18 protein-coding genes are annotated in these 16,398 nt (G+C 44.2%); 5 read left to right on the top strand and 13 right to left on the bottom strand.

The window, feature by feature from the left end; translation table 11 throughout:
- The first annotated feature begins 83 nt into the window (after window positions 1-83).
- Window positions 84-1,313: an MFS transporter gene (locus G4P54_RS03880; protein WP_167871828.1), complete on the top strand. Its 1,230-nt coding sequence runs from the start codon at window positions 84-86 to the stop codon at window positions 1,311-1,313.
- A 28-nt stretch (window positions 1,314-1,341) separates the two neighbouring features.
- Here the strand turns inward: G4P54_RS03880 and G4P54_RS03875 are convergent, their stop codons facing one another.
- The 6 genes from G4P54_RS03875 to ltaS1 form a co-directional block, all read right to left on the bottom strand.
- Window positions 1,342-2,277, bottom strand: a complete 936-nt coding sequence (locus tag G4P54_RS03875; protein ID WP_167873820.1) for a putative nucleotide-diphospho-sugar transferase — start codon at window positions 2,275-2,277, stop codon at window positions 1,342-1,344.
- Between the two features lie 14 nt (window positions 2,278-2,291).
- Window positions 2,292-3,455, bottom strand: coding sequence for a glycosyltransferase family 2 protein (locus G4P54_RS03870; RefSeq protein WP_167871827.1), 1,164 nt, complete (start codon window positions 3,453-3,455; stop codon window positions 2,292-2,294).
- 27 nt (window positions 3,456-3,482) lie between these two features.
- Window positions 3,483-4,394, bottom strand: a complete 912-nt coding sequence (locus G4P54_RS03865; RefSeq protein WP_024715790.1) for a glycosyltransferase family protein — start codon at window positions 4,392-4,394, stop codon at window positions 3,483-3,485.
- A gap of 23 nt (window positions 4,395-4,417) precedes the next feature.
- Entirely contained in the window at window positions 4,418-5,386 is a 969-nt protein-coding gene (locus tag G4P54_RS03860; protein WP_024715791.1) for a GDP-mannose 4,6-dehydratase, read from the bottom strand.
- Between the two features lie 6 nt (window positions 5,387-5,392).
- The gene (locus tag G4P54_RS03855; protein WP_167871826.1) at window positions 5,393-6,157 is read right to left on the bottom strand and encodes a glucose-1-phosphate cytidylyltransferase; all 765 of its coding nucleotides are present in this window, start codon (window positions 6,155-6,157) and stop codon (window positions 5,393-5,395) included.
- A gap of 236 nt (window positions 6,158-6,393) precedes the next feature.
- Complete coding sequence (ltaS1, locus tag G4P54_RS03850; protein ID WP_024715793.1) at window positions 6,394-8,313, bottom strand: lipoteichoic acid synthase LtaS1; 1,920 nt, start codon at window positions 8,311-8,313, stop codon at window positions 6,394-6,396.
- 498 nt (window positions 8,314-8,811) lie between these two features.
- Between ltaS1 and G4P54_RS03845 the strand changes: the two genes are divergently transcribed.
- A complete protein-coding gene (locus G4P54_RS03845; protein WP_167871825.1) occupies window positions 8,812-9,876 on the top strand; it encodes a DUF3900 domain-containing protein in 1,065 nt (354 codons plus the stop codon).
- Between the two features lie 130 nt (window positions 9,877-10,006).
- Here the strand turns inward: G4P54_RS03845 and G4P54_RS03840 are convergent, their stop codons facing one another.
- The 4 genes from G4P54_RS03840 to G4P54_RS03825 form a co-directional block, all read right to left on the bottom strand.
- Complete coding sequence (locus tag G4P54_RS03840; protein ID WP_167871824.1) at window positions 10,007-10,696, bottom strand: hypothetical protein; 690 nt, start codon at window positions 10,694-10,696, stop codon at window positions 10,007-10,009.
- A gap of 302 nt (window positions 10,697-10,998) precedes the next feature.
- Window positions 10,999-11,643, bottom strand: coding sequence for a Bax inhibitor-1/YccA family protein (locus G4P54_RS03835; RefSeq protein ID WP_167871823.1), 645 nt, complete (start codon window positions 11,641-11,643; stop codon window positions 10,999-11,001).
- Window positions 11,644-11,751: 108 nt separating this feature from the next.
- A complete protein-coding gene (locus tag G4P54_RS03830; RefSeq protein WP_014476089.1) occupies window positions 11,752-11,919 on the bottom strand; it encodes a YezD family protein in 168 nt (55 codons plus the stop codon).
- Window positions 11,920-12,073: 154 nt separating this feature from the next.
- The gene (locus G4P54_RS03825) at window positions 12,074-12,946 is read right to left on the bottom strand and encodes an STAS domain-containing protein (RefSeq protein WP_024715797.1); all 873 of its coding nucleotides are present in this window, start codon (window positions 12,944-12,946) and stop codon (window positions 12,074-12,076) included.
- A 195-nt stretch (window positions 12,947-13,141) separates the two neighbouring features.
- Here G4P54_RS03825 and G4P54_RS03820 point away from each other — a divergent pair, with 195 nt between their 5' ends.
- The 3 genes from G4P54_RS03820 (at window position 13,142) to hmoA (ending at window position 14,509) form a co-directional block, all read left to right on the top strand.
- The gene (locus G4P54_RS03820) at window positions 13,142-13,624 is read left to right on the top strand and encodes a hypothetical protein (RefSeq protein WP_167871822.1); all 483 of its coding nucleotides are present in this window, start codon (window positions 13,142-13,144) and stop codon (window positions 13,622-13,624) included.
- A gap of 93 nt (window positions 13,625-13,717) precedes the next feature.
- On the top strand, window positions 13,718-14,080 hold the full coding sequence (locus G4P54_RS03815) for a VOC family protein (protein ID WP_167871821.1): 363 nt from the start codon (window positions 13,718-13,720) through the stop codon (window positions 14,078-14,080).
- 102 nt (window positions 14,081-14,182) lie between these two features.
- Window positions 14,183-14,509: a heme-degrading oxygenase HmoA gene (gene hmoA / locus G4P54_RS03810; RefSeq protein ID WP_167871820.1), complete on the top strand. Its 327-nt coding sequence runs from the start codon at window positions 14,183-14,185 to the stop codon at window positions 14,507-14,509.
- A gap of 37 nt (window positions 14,510-14,546) precedes the next feature.
- Here hmoA and G4P54_RS03805 read toward each other — a convergent pair whose 3' ends face one another.
- From G4P54_RS03805 to G4P54_RS03795, 3 genes are all read right to left on the bottom strand, one after another.
- Window positions 14,547-15,242 carry a DUF421 domain-containing protein gene (locus G4P54_RS03805; RefSeq protein ID WP_167871819.1) on the bottom strand — a complete coding sequence of 232 codons (696 nt, stop codon included), beginning with the start codon at window positions 15,240-15,242 and terminating at the stop codon, window positions 14,547-14,549.
- 263 nt (window positions 15,243-15,505) lie between these two features.
- The gene (locus tag G4P54_RS03800) at window positions 15,506-15,778 is read right to left on the bottom strand and encodes a YesK-like family protein (RefSeq protein WP_167871818.1); all 273 of its coding nucleotides are present in this window, start codon (window positions 15,776-15,778) and stop codon (window positions 15,506-15,508) included.
- 52 nt (window positions 15,779-15,830) lie between these two features.
- Entirely contained in the window at window positions 15,831-16,373 is a 543-nt protein-coding gene (locus G4P54_RS03795) for a GNAT family N-acetyltransferase (RefSeq protein ID WP_167871817.1), read from the bottom strand.
- Window positions 16,374-16,398: the final 25 nt, after the last annotated feature.

Below are 16,398 nucleotides of genomic sequence, written 5' to 3'. Positions count from 1 at the left end.
GTCTTTTTCCCTCTTGATAAATTCTTCACCTTATGAATAATATGGTGGTATGCTTTTACTATATATGTAAGGAGGAAACTCATTTGGCTATCGCCGCCCCGCTAAAAGAAAAAACAGTTCAAAAACCCGGCACCACCGTGTATCCGATTTTGATTATCATCGGAATCTGCCACATGCTCAACGATTCGCTGCAAGCCGTGATTCCAGCCATGTTCCCCATTTTGGAGCGCTCCATGAGCCTGACGTTTACACAGCTTGGCATCATCGCTTTTACATTAAACATGGTGTCATCTGTGATGCAGCCTGTCGTCGGCTGGTATACCGATAAACAGCCCCGGCCTTACGCGCTGCCAATCGGCCTGACTGCGAGCATGCTCGGCATTTTGGGCCTTGCATTTGCCCCGTCATTTGTCACGATCTTATGCTGTGTGTTTTTCATCGGATTAGGCTCGGCCATTTTCCATCCGGAAGGCTCCCGTGTGGCGTATATGGCCGCTGGCACAAAACGCGGTCTCGCCCAGTCGATCTACCAGGTGGGCGGAAACTCAGGTCAGGCGATGGCGCCTCTGATCACCGCGCTGATCCTTGTACCGCTCGGACAATTCGGCGCCGTTTGGTTCACGCTTGTCGCCGCGCTCGCTGTTATGTTTCTGCTGTATATCGCGAAATGGTACGCCGCACGTCTCGGAAATTTTGCCCAGAAGTCCGGCAAACAAAAGAAAACGGCCGACAACACGGCTATCACCAAGTCTGTTGTATCTGCTCTTATCATTATTATTTTTCTCATTTTTGCTCGTTCTTGGTATACGAGTGCGATTGGCAACTTTTACACATTTTACGCGATGGATACATATCACGTAAGCATTCAGCAGGCGCAGAGCTATATTTTTGTCTTTTTGCTGTTCGGCGCTGTCGGCACGTTTCTGGGCGGCCCTCTTGCAGACCGATTCGGAAAACGCTTCGTGATTCTCGGTTCGCTGCTCTGCTCGGCGCCGCTGGCGATTTTTCTTCCGTTCGCAGGCCCGGTGATCGCCTATGGCGTACTCGCATTGATCGGCTTGGTTCTGATGTCGAGCTTTTCCGTAACGGTTGTCTACGCACAGGAGCTTGTCCCTGGAAAAATCGGCACAATGTCCGGTTTGACCGTCGGGCTCGCCTTCGGAATGGGCGCGATCGGCGCTGTAGCCCTGGGCGCTCTGATTGACGCCGCAGGACTGACCCCGACAATGCTCGCCATCGCCTTTCTCCCTGTTCTCGGCATCCTTGCCTTCCTATTGCCGAGTGATCAGAAGCTGAGAGAATGGCATAGCTAAAAAACCCCTGCCGCTTGGCAGGGATTTTTTAATCCAGCTGTATAAAATGAGTGTCAGGCACTGCATGCTTCGGGATAAAGCCATCCGCAAAGCCGGGAAACGCCGACTGTATTTCGTCAATCCATCTCTTCAGACTTAAAATATACGGCATATAAATCATCTCAATTGTCGCTTCATCTTCAATCCGGTAGTACCAGCAAAGATTAAACTCTTTTTCCGTCACCAGTGTAAACCCCGAGAAATGATAGAAAATCAGCGGCGTTTCATCTATATACACGCGCCCGTCCTTTTGCCCGACCTTATAGTTTTCGATATTCCAAAGCGCCGTATTGGCTCCGATTGATTTGACAACATGCACATCCTTGTACTGCGCCGGCCATGTCTCCACATATCTTTGATCACCGTACGTCTTTCGTTCCGTATCCATCTCTACCGTACAAAAGGCAATGCAGTCCTGTCTCCACTGCCACACCGCTTCATAGGCTTCATCGGTATTCCCGGCACCGACAAAGCCCGTGTTATAACGGCCGGTCCGTTCATAATAGGACATGAACCGCGGCGAGTTGCGGTGATCAGTCAAATACAGAGAAGCCGTCGGGTTTTCTGCAAAAAGATGTGCCGGATCAGAAAAGAAAAACAGATCGGTATCCATATGGGCAAAGTATTCTGCGTCCTTCCACTTGCTCATGACATGGAACAAAAAAGCGGGCTTCAATGTCCAGCAATATTCATGAAACGTTCGATTGCTTTTCGCTTTCAGCAGCTCCGGGTCTTCCATTTCATGCAGCCGCACAAAGGTCACATGCTCCCATGGCACGTGCTGAAGCAATTCATACGCTTTCTGGTCGACACACAGCACATACAAATGAAAATCATCGCAATGCTCATGGAGAGAATGAATCATGGGCATAAGCTTAAAGATATGCGTCCTTGACACTATCGTTGAAAAATGAAATGTATTCACCATACCACATCCAATTATCTAAGATCCACGTGCAGCAAATCGTTGACAAGCGCATACAGCGCGTTAGCAAAATCGTTCACGCCAAGCTTCTTCTTCGCTTTTGGCAGAAGCTTGCGGACAGATTGCAAATCAAAGTTGTTCGCCGTCACCCTTGGGGCTTTCTTTTGCCAATCCGGATCAATGTTGCGCTCTTTGACAACATGGAGAAGCTCAAGAAACAGATTCAGCAGCATGTCGTATTTCTGAGATTCCAAAAGCTTATGAATATCAGTCATGATGCCGTTTGTCATGTCAGGCGGGAACGGCCCGTTAAAAGCGAGATGAACGTCTAAGGAGTTGATGTTGTTGTATTTATCGCACATATAGGCAATGTTTGCCCGAATATCGTCTACAGACTTACAATTGCTCGGGTGCTCCTGGTGAACACTGACAATGTCTCGATGCAGCCTGAACGTCAGTCCGGCCTGATGAAGCCTGATCCCGAGGTCATAATCCTCAAACCCGTACCGTACAATGCCTTCATCAAATAAACCGAGGTCAACCACATGCTTGCGTTTAACAGAGGAATTATTCGTGATAAAAAAACGCCATGGCATATGATAGCCTTTCAAATCATCTCCGTACTCATCTAAAATCCGTTTGAGCACGTGGATAAAGTCGGTATCGAGGTCAAAGCTTTTGTCCAGGAAGCTTCCGTTCTTGATATCCGCTTCATTCAGCAGCTTTTGTTTGTCTTTCTTCGGCATTTCGTCTATGAGCTTTGCGAGCTGTTCCTTATGTTCGTCTTCAAACCGTTCATAATAAAAACTGTAGATCCGTTTCCAAAACAAACCGCACACGACGAGATCCTCTTCATTCTCATGCGCTTTGATATGCTTTGCCACAAGGTCCTTTGCCGCAAGCATATCGCTGTCATGGAAAATCAGGATATCTCCTCTGGCATTGCGAAGCGCCTGATTTCGCCCGTACGCGATGCCTCTGTTTTCTTTAATCCGTATAAAAATCAGCGGAAAATCCGCTTGAAACGACTCAAGCATCGAGAGCGTCCCGTCTTCAGAGCCATTGTCCGCTACAATGACTTCGAATTCCTCATCGCACTCCTGCTGATTTAATGACAGAAGGCTGTTATAGAGACGTTCCTTTGAATTATATGCAGGAATAATAACGCTTGCTTTCACTTCATTTCACTTCCTGTATTTACTCATTTATTTGTTGTCATCTTTTGAAGCAAAACCGTTAAATTCAGGGTCTAACGTTTTGATATGCTGAATGATATGCGGCAGTGTCTCTTGGTACAGCTCATGCACAAACGGCAGGTCTGTGCGGGTTGTTTCATGAATCTGTTTGATTTCATTCATGCTGACGATTCGATATCCGCTGAAATGGTAAAAGATCAGCGGGCTGCCATCCTCCAGAACGATCCGGCCATCCTTCCAGGAAAACGTGTGCTGACCGTAGTTCCAGTGGCCGATGTTCACACCGGGTGTCGTAATGTCGCACACATTCGGAAACAGCTCAGACATATAATCCAAATAGCCCTGATCGCCGAATTTCCCTTCACCCGGGGCATTTTTACATTCCTCAAGACAGCGATTCTTCCACCACTCCAAGCAATCCGTACCCGCATCATCATGCTTAAAGCTGATAAAGCCGGAGTTATATTTGCCTAAAAGCCGCTGCAGCATGTCAATCTGCTCTTTCTCAAAGGAAGGGATGACGATATCCCCCCGTGAAAGCAGCACCGAGCAGTCCGGCTGGTTTTCAAAAATTGGTGATGGATCTGCATAGAAAAAGAGATCCCCGTCAATATATGTCACACGATCCAGCTCGGGATTGCTGTTCAGCACCGCTTGCAGAAAGATCGGCTTCATCGTCCAGCAGTACTCGCTTTGATCTCTCGTTTCCTTGAGCTTCAAGAGCATTTCATTTTCAAGGGCGGCCACAGGCACAAGGTTCAGCTGCTTCATCGCAAGCTTCTGTAAAACGCGGTGCGTATCCTCATCCATGCACAGCGTAAAAATCGGACTGTCCTGATCAACTTGCTCTAACGACTTAAATAAGGCGACTGCCTGATATAATCTCCCTTTTGATAAAACGGTGCAATACGCGCTGGCCACAGTGATGTTCACCTCGTTTCACATTACTTGTTGAAGAATTCCGTATACCATTCAATCGTTTTTTCAAGTCCTTCATCAATGGTGTAGGCCGGGGTCCAATTCAGCAGCTTTCTTGCTTTTTCCGCGGATAAATATTGATGTTTGATTTCATTGCTTCCCTGATTCAGCACTTTCGGCTCCAGATCACTGTTCATTTTCTTCAAGATTTTTTCTACCAGTTCAAGTACGGTCAGCTGAATTTCATTGCTGAAATTAAAGGCCTCTCCTGCAAGATTGTTTTCTTCCATTTTTTCTGCCAGAAGCAAATAAGCCTGAACGGCATCTTCAATATAGAAGTAGTCCCGGACAAAGGTGCCGTCGCTGCGGATTTCAGGCGCTTCTCCGTTCAGCACAAGCTGAATCGTCTGCGGAATGATACGGTTGAAATTCAAATCCCCGCCGCCATACAGGTTCCCGCAGCGCGTGATGCAGACCGGAAGCCCGTATGTGTGAAAATACGTGTGGCTGATCAGGTCTGCGCAGCTTTTTGAGACGTCGTACGGATGCTTGCCTTGCAGCGGCATATTCTCATCGTACGGAAGGTTTTCTTGATCGCCGTAAGCTTTATCACTTGAAGCGACAATCACGCGCTTGATTAACGGATGCTTCCGGCAGGCTTCAAGAACATTCCACGTGCCGAGAATATTCGCTTCAAAGGTGGAAATCGGGTTGCGGTTTGCCACGCCGACAATCGCTTGTGCAGCGAGATGAAAGACAGTATCAATTTCATACTCGCCAAGCGCGCGTTCAATGACAGGCAAGTCTTCAAGAGACCCTCGCACGACATTCATTTTCTTGATATGTTCCCCCTGATAAAGGTTGGATTGAGGCACATGATCCCTGACAAGTCCCGTCACGTTTGCGCCCTGTTCGATCAGCTCTTTTACTAAGTAACTTCCTAAGAGACCTGTACACCCCGTAACAAATACATTTTTATTTTTCCAGAAACTCAAATCAGTTCACCATACCTTCCATACTTGTTGTCCTTGATCCCACATCTTGTTGACTTCTAAAAGGTTTTTATACGTATCGATAGCCGTCCAAAATCCGTAATGGCGGTACACGGCAAGCTCTCCGTCTTTGGCAAGGTTCTTCAGCGGTTCATCTTCGAACATTGTGTTCCCGTTCTTCGGCAAATAATCGAAAACCTTGGGACTGAGAACGAAGAATCCGCCGTTGATGATTCCGTCACTCGATGTCTTTTCAGAAAATGTTTTCGCCATGCCGTCCTTCACCGTCAAGGTGCCGAACTGCGAGACTTTGTCAATGCCGGTGACCGTCGCGGCAGCACCTTTTTCCTGATGATAGCTGATGAGATGGAAAAGATTAATATTGGCCAGCCCGTCCCCATAGGTAAGCAGAAACGTTTCATCGCCGATATAGTCTTTTGCCTGCAAGATTCTTCCGGCTGTCAGCGTGTCTTCCCCTGTCTCCAAAAACGTAATTTTCCACGTTTCAGGCTGCCCCAGCATCTGCACCTCTCCCGTAGAACTGTCAAGAGTCAGGCTGTTGTGCTTCCATTCATAGTCGAGAAAGTATTCTTTGATTTTTTCTCCTTTATAGCCTAAAAGCAGAATAAACTCGTTTACTCCGTAGTACTGATAGATTTTCATAATATGCCATAGAATCGGTTTGCCGCCTATCATGGCGAGCGGTTTAGGAATGTCATTCGTAACTTCACTCATTCTCGTTCCTTTTCCGCCGCAGAGAATGACCGCTTTCATCTCTACCCCTCATCTCTATGAATATTGAGTTCGAAACCTGGTACATCTTTACAATCTATCAAGACGTTTCCCCGATAATTTGTCCGACTTCAATACCGGTTTCAAAATCTACTGTAATGATATGAGAGAAAAGCGGTCTTGGTGACCAAATGAAATCTATTTTTTCAAGTTGGTTATGTAACCAAAAAAAGAGCCTTGAGCGAAGGCATTGCGCCCGCTCAAGGCTCTTTCTCGTCTTATTTGATTTCTTTTTCCCTGCCGTAATGATAATCAGATGGATCAACGGCTTTGAAATCGCTGAGTTTGTGGAATCTCAGCAAGTCTTTGTACAGGACACTGTCTGAAAGACTCAGCTGCTGGCTCACTCTTGCTTTCAGATTCTTCGTTTCTTCATTCGCTTTCAGTTTTTCACCAGTCTTCGTATCGTAAATGATATTATCGACAGATGTATACTTCGGCGTCACAAAGTCACCGTTTCTGAATGCCACTGTATCATCGTGGTCTTTAGAGAATAAATCAGTACCGAAATTGATATATTTCTGAGAATCAATTCCTTCTAAATGCAGAAGTGTCGGCGTGACGTCAACCTCGCCGCCATACGTATGGTTCACTCCGCCTTTTTTGCCAGGTACTCGGATCATCAGCGGCACGCGCTGGTTCTGCGCATTTTGATAACCTGTGATCTCTTTTCCAAGAATCTCTTTCATCGCACGGTTATGGTTTTCAGAAATACCGTTATGGTCACCGTAAATCATGATCACTGAGTTGTCATATAAGCCGGCTTTCTTCAGCTCTTTGAAGAATTGCTCTAAGGCCTCGTCAAGGTAACGGGCAGTCTGGAAGTAGCTGTCGACTGTGTCATCACCGGTTGTCGCTTTTTTAAGAGACGCATCTTTTTCATCCAGATTAAACGGATAATGGTTTGTCAATGTAATCAAATGCGCGTAAAACGGCTGTTTCAGAGACTCAAGTTTTGGAATCGATTCTGTAAAGAACGGTTTATCCTTAAGTCCCATGTTAATGACATTTTCATCTGACATATCATACGTGCTTGCGTCAAAGAACTTGTCATAACCGATATGTTTGTATATCTGGTCACGGTTCCAGAACGATTTGTAGTCACCATGCAGGACAGCGCTTGTGTAGCCTTCCTTCTGGTCTAAAATCGCAGGAAGCGACTGGTATGTGTTTTCGCCTTTTGTCACAAACGCGGAACCTTCAGGAAGCCCGAAGATCGAGTTATCCATTGTCAGCTCGGCATCAGATGTTTTTCCCTGGCCTGTCTGATGGAAGAAGTTATCAAAATACGTCACATCTTCCCCGCCGTGTGCGAGTTTATTCAAGAACGGCGTCACCTCTTCACCGTTCAGCTTATAATTAATCAGGAATGACTGGAAGCTCTCCAGGTGAATCTTAATGATGTTTTTGCCTTTGGCAGAGCCGAAATACTCGGCATTCGGTTTCGCATAATGAGACGTCGTATAATTCTCGACGCTTGTTAAGTCATCACTGCTCGCATAGGCTCTTTGCGTTTCCGCTTGAGCCGTCTGCACGCCGTCATAAATGGTGTAATTGTAAAGACCTATATATTTGACAATATAATTGCGGTCAAACGTTCTTGTCAGCAGCTCCGGACGGTCTTTTTCCGCAAAGTGCAGGTTAATGAAAAACAGTGCGATCCCGGAAAGGATCACTAAAGATGCAAAACGTTTTTTCATTTTGAATTCTTTTAATTCTGGTCTCCAGATCAATACCGCAATTAAAATAATGATATCTAAGAAATAGAAAATATCATGTCCGGCCATGATACTGAAAATCCCGTCTCCCATGTTTCCGACGTTGCCGGACTGTTTAATGTTCGGGAACGTCAAGAAATCGTCAAAGAAACGATAGAATAAAATATTTGCGTATAACACAAATGTCATGATGAAATCGATAATCAGCATGATAATGGCTGATTTACGCCCTTTCGCAAGCAAAGCCAGTCCTAAAAAGAAAACGGCGCTTGAGAATGGGTTAAATATCAGGAGGATCTCCTGAGTTGTGCCTTTTACCCCAAGATTAAATTCAGTCTTGTAGGATAAATACGTTTTTGCCCAAAACAGTATAACAGCCAGCACAAAAAAGCTAAGTTTGTAAGAAAAAAGTTTCTTCATGGCAACCTCTACTTTCTTAAATCACTTTAAGTCTTTATTCATATTTACCTGCTCTTTATCCTGCCTTCCAATTCCTTCTTTCAAAAAAAAATCAAGGCATCACACAACAAATAAATACACCGGGCAAGCCGGAATATTTATGTTTTGCACCATACCATTTGTATTACATCCATTTCAAAACCAAACACTGGACGAAAGAACCCTTCGTTTCGTTTCACATTTTTTCTCAGAAAATAAAAAAAGAATTTCTTTTGTCGTGTGTGCAGGGGAAAAAAGAAATAGATACTGAGTATAAGAATAACATAAACTAGCAAAAACGAAAAATAGGTTTTGCAGACAGTTGGGCGGACTGTCGTTATTGTATGCGCGGATGTTTAGTGTGATCACCATTTTTTTAAAAGGGCATGGCTTTGTCCACTTATTCCCTGATTGACGTACAATCATCGTTTTTTCTATACTTGAGAAGCTGTACAATACGTGAATAAGGTGAGTTCATATATGGATTTTGAAATTCGGTTTTTATCCTTTTATGTCATACAGGTGGAAGGCAAGGATGAGCAGGCGAATAAGCAGTTCAAGCATTTTCAAACCCTTGATATGGCTGAATTTGAAGAAAGCGAGCTGAAGGACTTTCTCGACGGAGAGCTGAAAAAAATCGTCAAACGGAAAGCCGAGCGCCATCCGCAGTCTGAGCAAGTGCCGACAAAAATCGGCCATTTTATCGTCGAGCCCGGCCACGAGCTCGATTCCAACCCGAATTACAACATGTTTAACCGCGCGCGTCTGGCGGAAACAAAAGAAGACTTTAACGAGCTGAGCGAGCAGTTCGTCCGCACATATCTCGACACGAGCGCCGTCCGCGGCGGCGTGTTTCTCGTCGCCTCAGCCGTGCCGAGAAAATATTTCGACGAGTCATTTGTCTTCATTATGAAATGTGATTTTGAGCCGAAGGTCGCCCGCATTTCAGACAGATCTTCTCTCATTAAAAAAGTCGAAATGGCGATCACGACAAAAAATATGAAAAGCATCCAATATCCGTACATGCCCGAAGAAGGAATGGTTGAGGAAGGCGAGCTGAAAATCCACCAGGCCTCGCACGCACGCTATTTTGAGGACTTTCTGAAATTCGTCGAGTACGGAGAATCGATGCCGGAAATCATGAAAAACCAGGTCATGAATATGGTGCAGGAACACGTCTACGAGACATTTGAAGACAACAGCGAAGAACTCAAGCAGTTTGAGCACGATATCGAAATATGGGAAGCAAGCGAAAAACGGGAAATCCAAGAACGCCTCGACACCCATCAGGTCATCGAAGCCTCCGCCCAAATCATCGAGCACACGCCAGAGGCCGAGCTGAAAATGAAAGTCGGAGAAACAGAAATTAAGGGATTGTTAGCCGATTTTGGCGACTCAATTCATCTCGCAAAAGTAAACGGACGCTATGTCGCGCTGATTGAAGCCGAGACGATTTCGTTTGAGAAGGGCAGTTCGCCGGTGGAGTTTTATAAGCCTGAGGGGCTGCATGAAGTGATTGAGCGGATACGGAATAAAGGGATGTGAGAGGAGTACTAAGTACTTCTCTCTTGTTTATAGAAATGTAGTTCAGTTAGTAAGACCATATTAAAGATTTTAATATGCACATCAAATTATTTACACTTATTTCATCCAATATCTGTTAATGTAGTTATCATCAGAAAAGTTTCCCTATATTGGTTAAAGCTTTTATTAGATTAAATGTCTTTCCAACTATATTATCAGCTGAATCAAGTATAGTTCCTGCCCTTCCGACTTTTTCCATTGCGGTATCAAAAAAGTCATCTTTTTTTGGAAGCTCTTTATCATTCTCTAAACCATTTCCAGATTCATTAACTGCATAATTCTGAGCTGATATTTCTTTATTTTTTTCTGACTCAAGTCTCTTTTCATATAATTCATTCATTATCTTATATTGAGCTTGCTCCCTATAAAATTCAAAATTTCTTTTTGGTAACTTTATGTATGTCTCAAATGTGCCATTTTCTATCAGTAGTTTTGCTAAATCAATTTCAGAAGTCACTCTTTCGGCAATTGTAGACGTTCTTTGAAAACGCTGATTCTCTAATAAGAAAATTCTAAACGAATAAAAATCGACCACATTATTACAATGCAGAAAAACTTCGAACTCAAGTTCCATTAGCCGCTTTCTCAAATATGCAGGTAGTTTTAAATAAACTACTTGAAGCTTATTGGAAAGTTGAAATAAAGTAGGATGATTAAATACATACTCACTATCTTTTAGTATTCCTCCCTTTAAATACTCCATAAATGCCTTAAAATATTTCTCAAATACTAGTTCAAATTCCTGAACCTGCTCTAATAATACATCTTTATGCTTTTCCATATTTCCCCCTCATTCTTAACAATTTTTTCGACATTAAGCGAACCTGTTTAATTACTTAATAGACTAATATCTTCTTTATAACTATATCAATTCTTGCACTTCATTTACCGATAATAACCATAAATTCGATTATAGTATAACCTAATAAATCATAATTTTAATTCCTTAAATATACAAAATAAGAAAAGTCCAGAATCCCTTCTGAACTTTTCCTATTTAATCTCCTTCTCTCAACACCGCCCAGCACTCCCAATAACTCTCCACCTGCAAAAAGCGCCTATCCAAAGACAGGCGCTTTTTCATTAATCATCACTGTTCAAAATGCCGAAGAAGCGAAGCAGGTTGATGAACAAGTTGATAAAGTCAAGGTACAGCGATAATGCCATAACCGGAATTAAGTCTTCCGTAATATGGCGATGTTTGATTTGGTTCAAATCATACAAAATGTAAAGGGAAAAGACGATGGTTCCGATCACGGAATACGCCATCATCGCCGCCGAGTTTAACGGGCTGAAAATGTTGAAGATTCCAACCACTGCCAGCGCGATCACCGCGACCAGCAGAAATGACCACAGGAAGGATAAATCCTTCTTCATTTTTGCGCCGATTGTACCGAGAACGGCAAAAATGATAAATGTAGAACCAAACGCTTCAAGCACGACATAGGCGCCGGCGATGGAGGCGTAGTGGCTCACAATCGGAAATAACGTAATGCCGGAAACTAAGGCGAATGTATATACAAACGCATACCCGACCGCTTTTCTTCTGCGCATCCAGAAGGCCAGAATAATCATCCCCACTTCTAGAATAGAAAGAGGCAGCATCAAAGCGACAGGAACAAATTGGCCGATAAAAAGACCGACAGTCGCGATCAGCAGTGTGAAGACAAAAACTGTCAAGATGCGCTGCATGATCGATTGCTTATTCTCGTGAACTGTAGCTTGCATATCAAAAATCCTCCTAAAAAATGATCTTAAAGGTCTATTATATAAAAATTGGATGAAATATGTATATGTTTTAAGGAGAATTTAATGAAAACAAGCACCCATATGCGATCACTTTGATTCTTTCCTTTTCAGCGAAAAACGGTGCTTTTCTATTTTTTCAATCTGGGTCACCTGAGAATCATGAACTGTAATCTGAACGGTACCGAAATCGAGCGTTTCCAGCGAACTGATTATTTTTTCAATCACTTCCGGATCGATAGTTGATTTTGAAACCAAAAGACCTTCCCCCTCGTTGAATATGTTTTAATTCACAGTATTCTTATAAGAATTATAATATTATGTTTTTTTCGATAAATCAATGATGATTTCTGTTTAAATCAAAAAGGCATATGATCACCCGTTGGCGGACAATCATATGCCTGAAAACTTCCTATTTGTTTCCTTCCAATTCTTCAACAATACAGCGGACACCCATGTTTTCTAATGCCTGCTTCAGCGTGCCGTACGTTTCATATTCACTGAAATCAAGTCCCAATTGAATGGATGTCTGAGCCACATCCGGTCGAATCCCTGAAAATACAGCTTTGATGCCTAGCAAGAAAAGCGTTTTTGACAGGTTGTACAATTGCTGCGCCACCATGGTATCCACAATCGGAACACCCGAAAGATCAACGACAAGGCTTGTGATTTTTCTCTCGATACAGCGGACCGGCACTGTTTCCAAAATGACCCGTGCCCGTTTTGTATCAATGGAGCCGATAAGCGGTAATATCCCGATTCCATCTGCAACGGAAATCACCGGGCAGCCAAGCTCAGAAATCAGTTCCTGCTGAGATGTGAGCCTCAGCAGCATAAATTTTTGATACTGCTCGGAAAACTCAATAATCAGCTTATCGAACGACTGATTGACAATGCGATTCCATCGGTCGGCATCCTCATTTGTGACAATCTCCTGATTCTCTTTGATAAACGAAACGACCGCATCCCAGAAGGAGATTCTGGAATTTGATATGGCTTCCACTACCTCATGCACCTGAACATCCTGCTCTACCCTGTTTTTCGCAACGTTTTGCGCCCATTTTGTCATGTTTTCTTCAAAATCGGTTTGATCCTCCAGAAATGCGCTTGCGATTGTTATATTGGTAAATGTATGTTGCTCGGTTAAAAGCGTTTTCGTTTCTTCACTTAATTGGTCGGCGGAATATAGCTCTCCTTTTAGCTGGCAGCGCAAACTGAACCATTTCTCAGTAATATCCGCAGTGTTGTCTATGATATATTGATATAATAATTGATCGATATTCACGGTCTGTCTCCTTTTTCGTAATAGAAGCACTTTCATTATAAAATGATAAATCGAAATTGTGAATAAGACTAGGGAAAAATCGAATGATTCTGCTCTCAGAGCGCATTCCAATTTCACCCATAGGCCAACGCACAAATAAAGTCCCTTCGCATAAACTGCAAATGTATAGTTTACAATGAGAAAGGACGTTATCACATGTATTATGTTGATCCTTATATGTTTGACAGTCAGTTCTATGAGCCGTGGCCTGTTTTTGAATATGAATACCGTTATCCAAATGGTTTTGGTTCTCCATGGCCTGGCGGCAGCGTGGTGCCGGGGATGGGCGGCAGCGTGGTGCCAGGGATGGGCGGCGGCCCTGCTCCCGGCATGGGCAGCGGCGCTTCTCCGGGCAGCGTCAGTGCGCCGCAGGGACCTCCTCCTTCCCAAATCCCAGCGAAACCCCAAAAACCGTTGGGCCCTCAAGGAGCCGTTTTATTGGTGGAACCCGTCACCATTCGGCCCTGCCTCTTCCGGTTTACCTATGTTTGGCTAACCAACGGCCGCTCATTTTGGTTCTATCCGATTACCCTTGGCAGAAGATCCGTCGGCGGCTTTTATTGGGATGCTTCACGGCGCCGCTGGGTTTATTTCGCCTTAGACACAAATCGGATCGATGTTGTGAGCTGCTCATTTTAATCGAAAATCAGCCGGTTTCCCGGCTGATTTTTTATGTTGCTTTTGCCGTAAACAGGTTATATTATAACTATCTTTCAAATTGGAGGTTTCTCTATGATCAAACAAATTGGCACTGTTGCTGTATATGTAGAAGACCAGCAGAAAGCGAAGCAATTTTGGGCGGAGAAGGTTGGCTTTGATATTGCGGCAGACCACCCGATGGGACCTGAGGCAAGCTGGCTTGAGGTTGCGCCAAAAGGAGCCGAGACCCGTTTAGTTATTTACCCGAAAGCCATGATGAAAGGCTCTGAGCAAATGAAGGCTTCGATCGTGTTTGAATGTGAAGACATCTTTGGTACATACGAGAACATGAAAGCAAACGGTGTGGAATTTCTCGGTGAGCCCAATCAAATGGAATGGGGCGCTTTCGTTCAATTTAAGGACGAAGATGGGAATGTGTTTTTATTAAAGGAATAAACTGTTGCGCACGGTGATTCGATTCGCCCTGCACTTCCTTTGACACTGAGAATGAATTTCATTTACAATTATTCATATATGAGAATGATTGGAGAGAGACAAATGTTTGTTCAGTTGAGAAAAATGACGGTAAAAGAAGGCCATGCAGATAAAGTCATTGAACATTTCAGCGCTGAAGGAATCATTGAAAAACAAGAAGGCTTAATTGATGTGACAGTCCTTGAAAAGAACGTCCGCCGCGGTGAGGAGGAAGTGGTAGTCATGATTCGCTGGGAATCTGAAGATCACTGGAAGCAATGGGAAAAAAGCGATGCGCATATCGCCGGACATAAAGCGAACAAAGGCAAACCAAAGCCTGACTATCTGATCAGCACTGAAGTCAGCATGTATCATGTACGTGCTGTCAAACAAGGGACATACAATCAATAAAAAGCTTGCGCCTTGCCGCAAGCTTTTTTTATGAGCGTCATGTTGATCTGCTTTGTTCGTATGTTACGGTATACAGCGGTTTATTTTTGTGCCATTCTGCAAATAACACGTCCTCCGTCTTATCAATGTTCTTCTTGTTCAATTCCTGCTTCAGCCACTGTTCATCCACACCCGCTTCCTTCAGATTATCCCGGACGATTTCTCCGTCTATGATCAAAGTGATCGGCAGTGAGACGGACTTCTGAGGAATCTGCAAATCCTTATTTGTCGGTTTGTCAAAGTCGGATTTTGGGAGCACGCTGATCATCCCATTTGTTTCGAGAATCGCATATTCTACCTCTTGAATCGAGAAGCTCCCCGCTTGCCTCAGAAGGCTTTGGAGCTGGTTAATGTCCATCTTGTTTTTCTTCAATACTTTATATTGAAGTTCCCCTTTGCGAATGACAATATTCGGCTCACCCTCCAAGAACTTTCGTGACGATTTCATTTTTTGCGTAATAAATTCAATAATATAAATCAGCACACCCCACAGCAGCGAAGCAAAAATAATTTCTTTGATCTTGATTTCATGATCGTAGACGGCATTTCCGACCAATTCCCCTAAAATTAAAGCAGAAATAAAGTCAAACGGTGTAATTTGAGAAAATTGGGTTTTCCCCAGAAGTTTCAAGATGATAAATAAAATGCCTAAACCGCATATCAGTTCCACCGCAACACTTAAATAATTACCCATATTGATAGCACCTACTTCTTGATAATACTATCAGTATGGTCAATGATCTCTTTTCTAAACCGGAAAAGCTCCCCTGCTGAAACAAGCAGTACGTTCAACGTTGTATTGTGCTCTGGCACATAAAAAGCCGCTCTGCATCACTGTGACAAACGGAACCATCAGGGAAAACGCTTTCTTTTTAAAGTGTTATGTACTTCTGCTTTCAAAAGAAAATCCCTGCCGCTCTGCGAAACATTCGACATCCTGAGAGACAGCCTCACGCCTTACTTTTTTATGTATGGCAGAATGGCCCTTCCGATCAAATATCCCGCAGCCGCTCCGCAAATAACATTGAATCCGAGCATTCCGAGCCCAGCCCCCTCCCAGCCGCGTACATACACGAGGCTGTACCAGATCGCAAGCGCACCAAGGACAACCAGCCCGGCCAACATCCATTCCGGCCATCTCCTGCTAGGAAGCTTCTTCCGTAAAAAAACAGATACGCCAGCGAACAGACAAGCCGTGACGATCCCTGTTGCAAATATAATTGGCCACATCGACAGCCCTCCCTTTTCTAAAAAAGACAAAAAAGCCTCCTGCAAAGGACGCTTATTCTGCCGAAATCTCCTTCTCAAACAAATGATATCCGGATGCATCAGCACCCATGAATTCATATCCCATACGTCGATAAAAGGAGTGCAACGCGTCATTATCAGCGACACAGTCAAGCCGGATACGTGTTTTCTCCGGAAAGTGTATACCCGTCTCTGCCCATTGAAGAACGCGCGCGCCAAGCCCCTGCCCAGCAAACCGGCGGCTGACCGCGAGACGGTGCAAATACACGGACTCCCCATGGCCATCCTCTCCCCAAAGCTTTCGGTCCCACTCGCTTGGTTCCGTCAAGAGCATCACGACAGCCGCAAGCTCTTCATCTTTTTTAAACACAAACACATGTCCGCTTTCAATCGAACCCGTAATATCATGTGTATCCTGGCCTTCCAGCAGTCCGCTCCATTGTGTTGAACCTCGGTACCGCAGCCATTCAGCTGTTCGGACAAGCAATCCCGTAATCGCTTCTGCATCCTCATACACGGCCGGACACGCGCGAATTCCGTCAGTCAGCATTTCATTCGTAATCGTAAAAGATGACATAAAGGCCTCCCAATCAAAAATAAGC

Source organism: Bacillus tequilensis (assembly GCF_012225885.1).
Classification (GTDB): Bacteria; Bacillota; Bacilli; order Bacillales; family Bacillaceae; genus Bacillus; species Bacillus tequilensis.
This window is presented reverse-complemented; position numbering and strand designations above follow the sequence as displayed.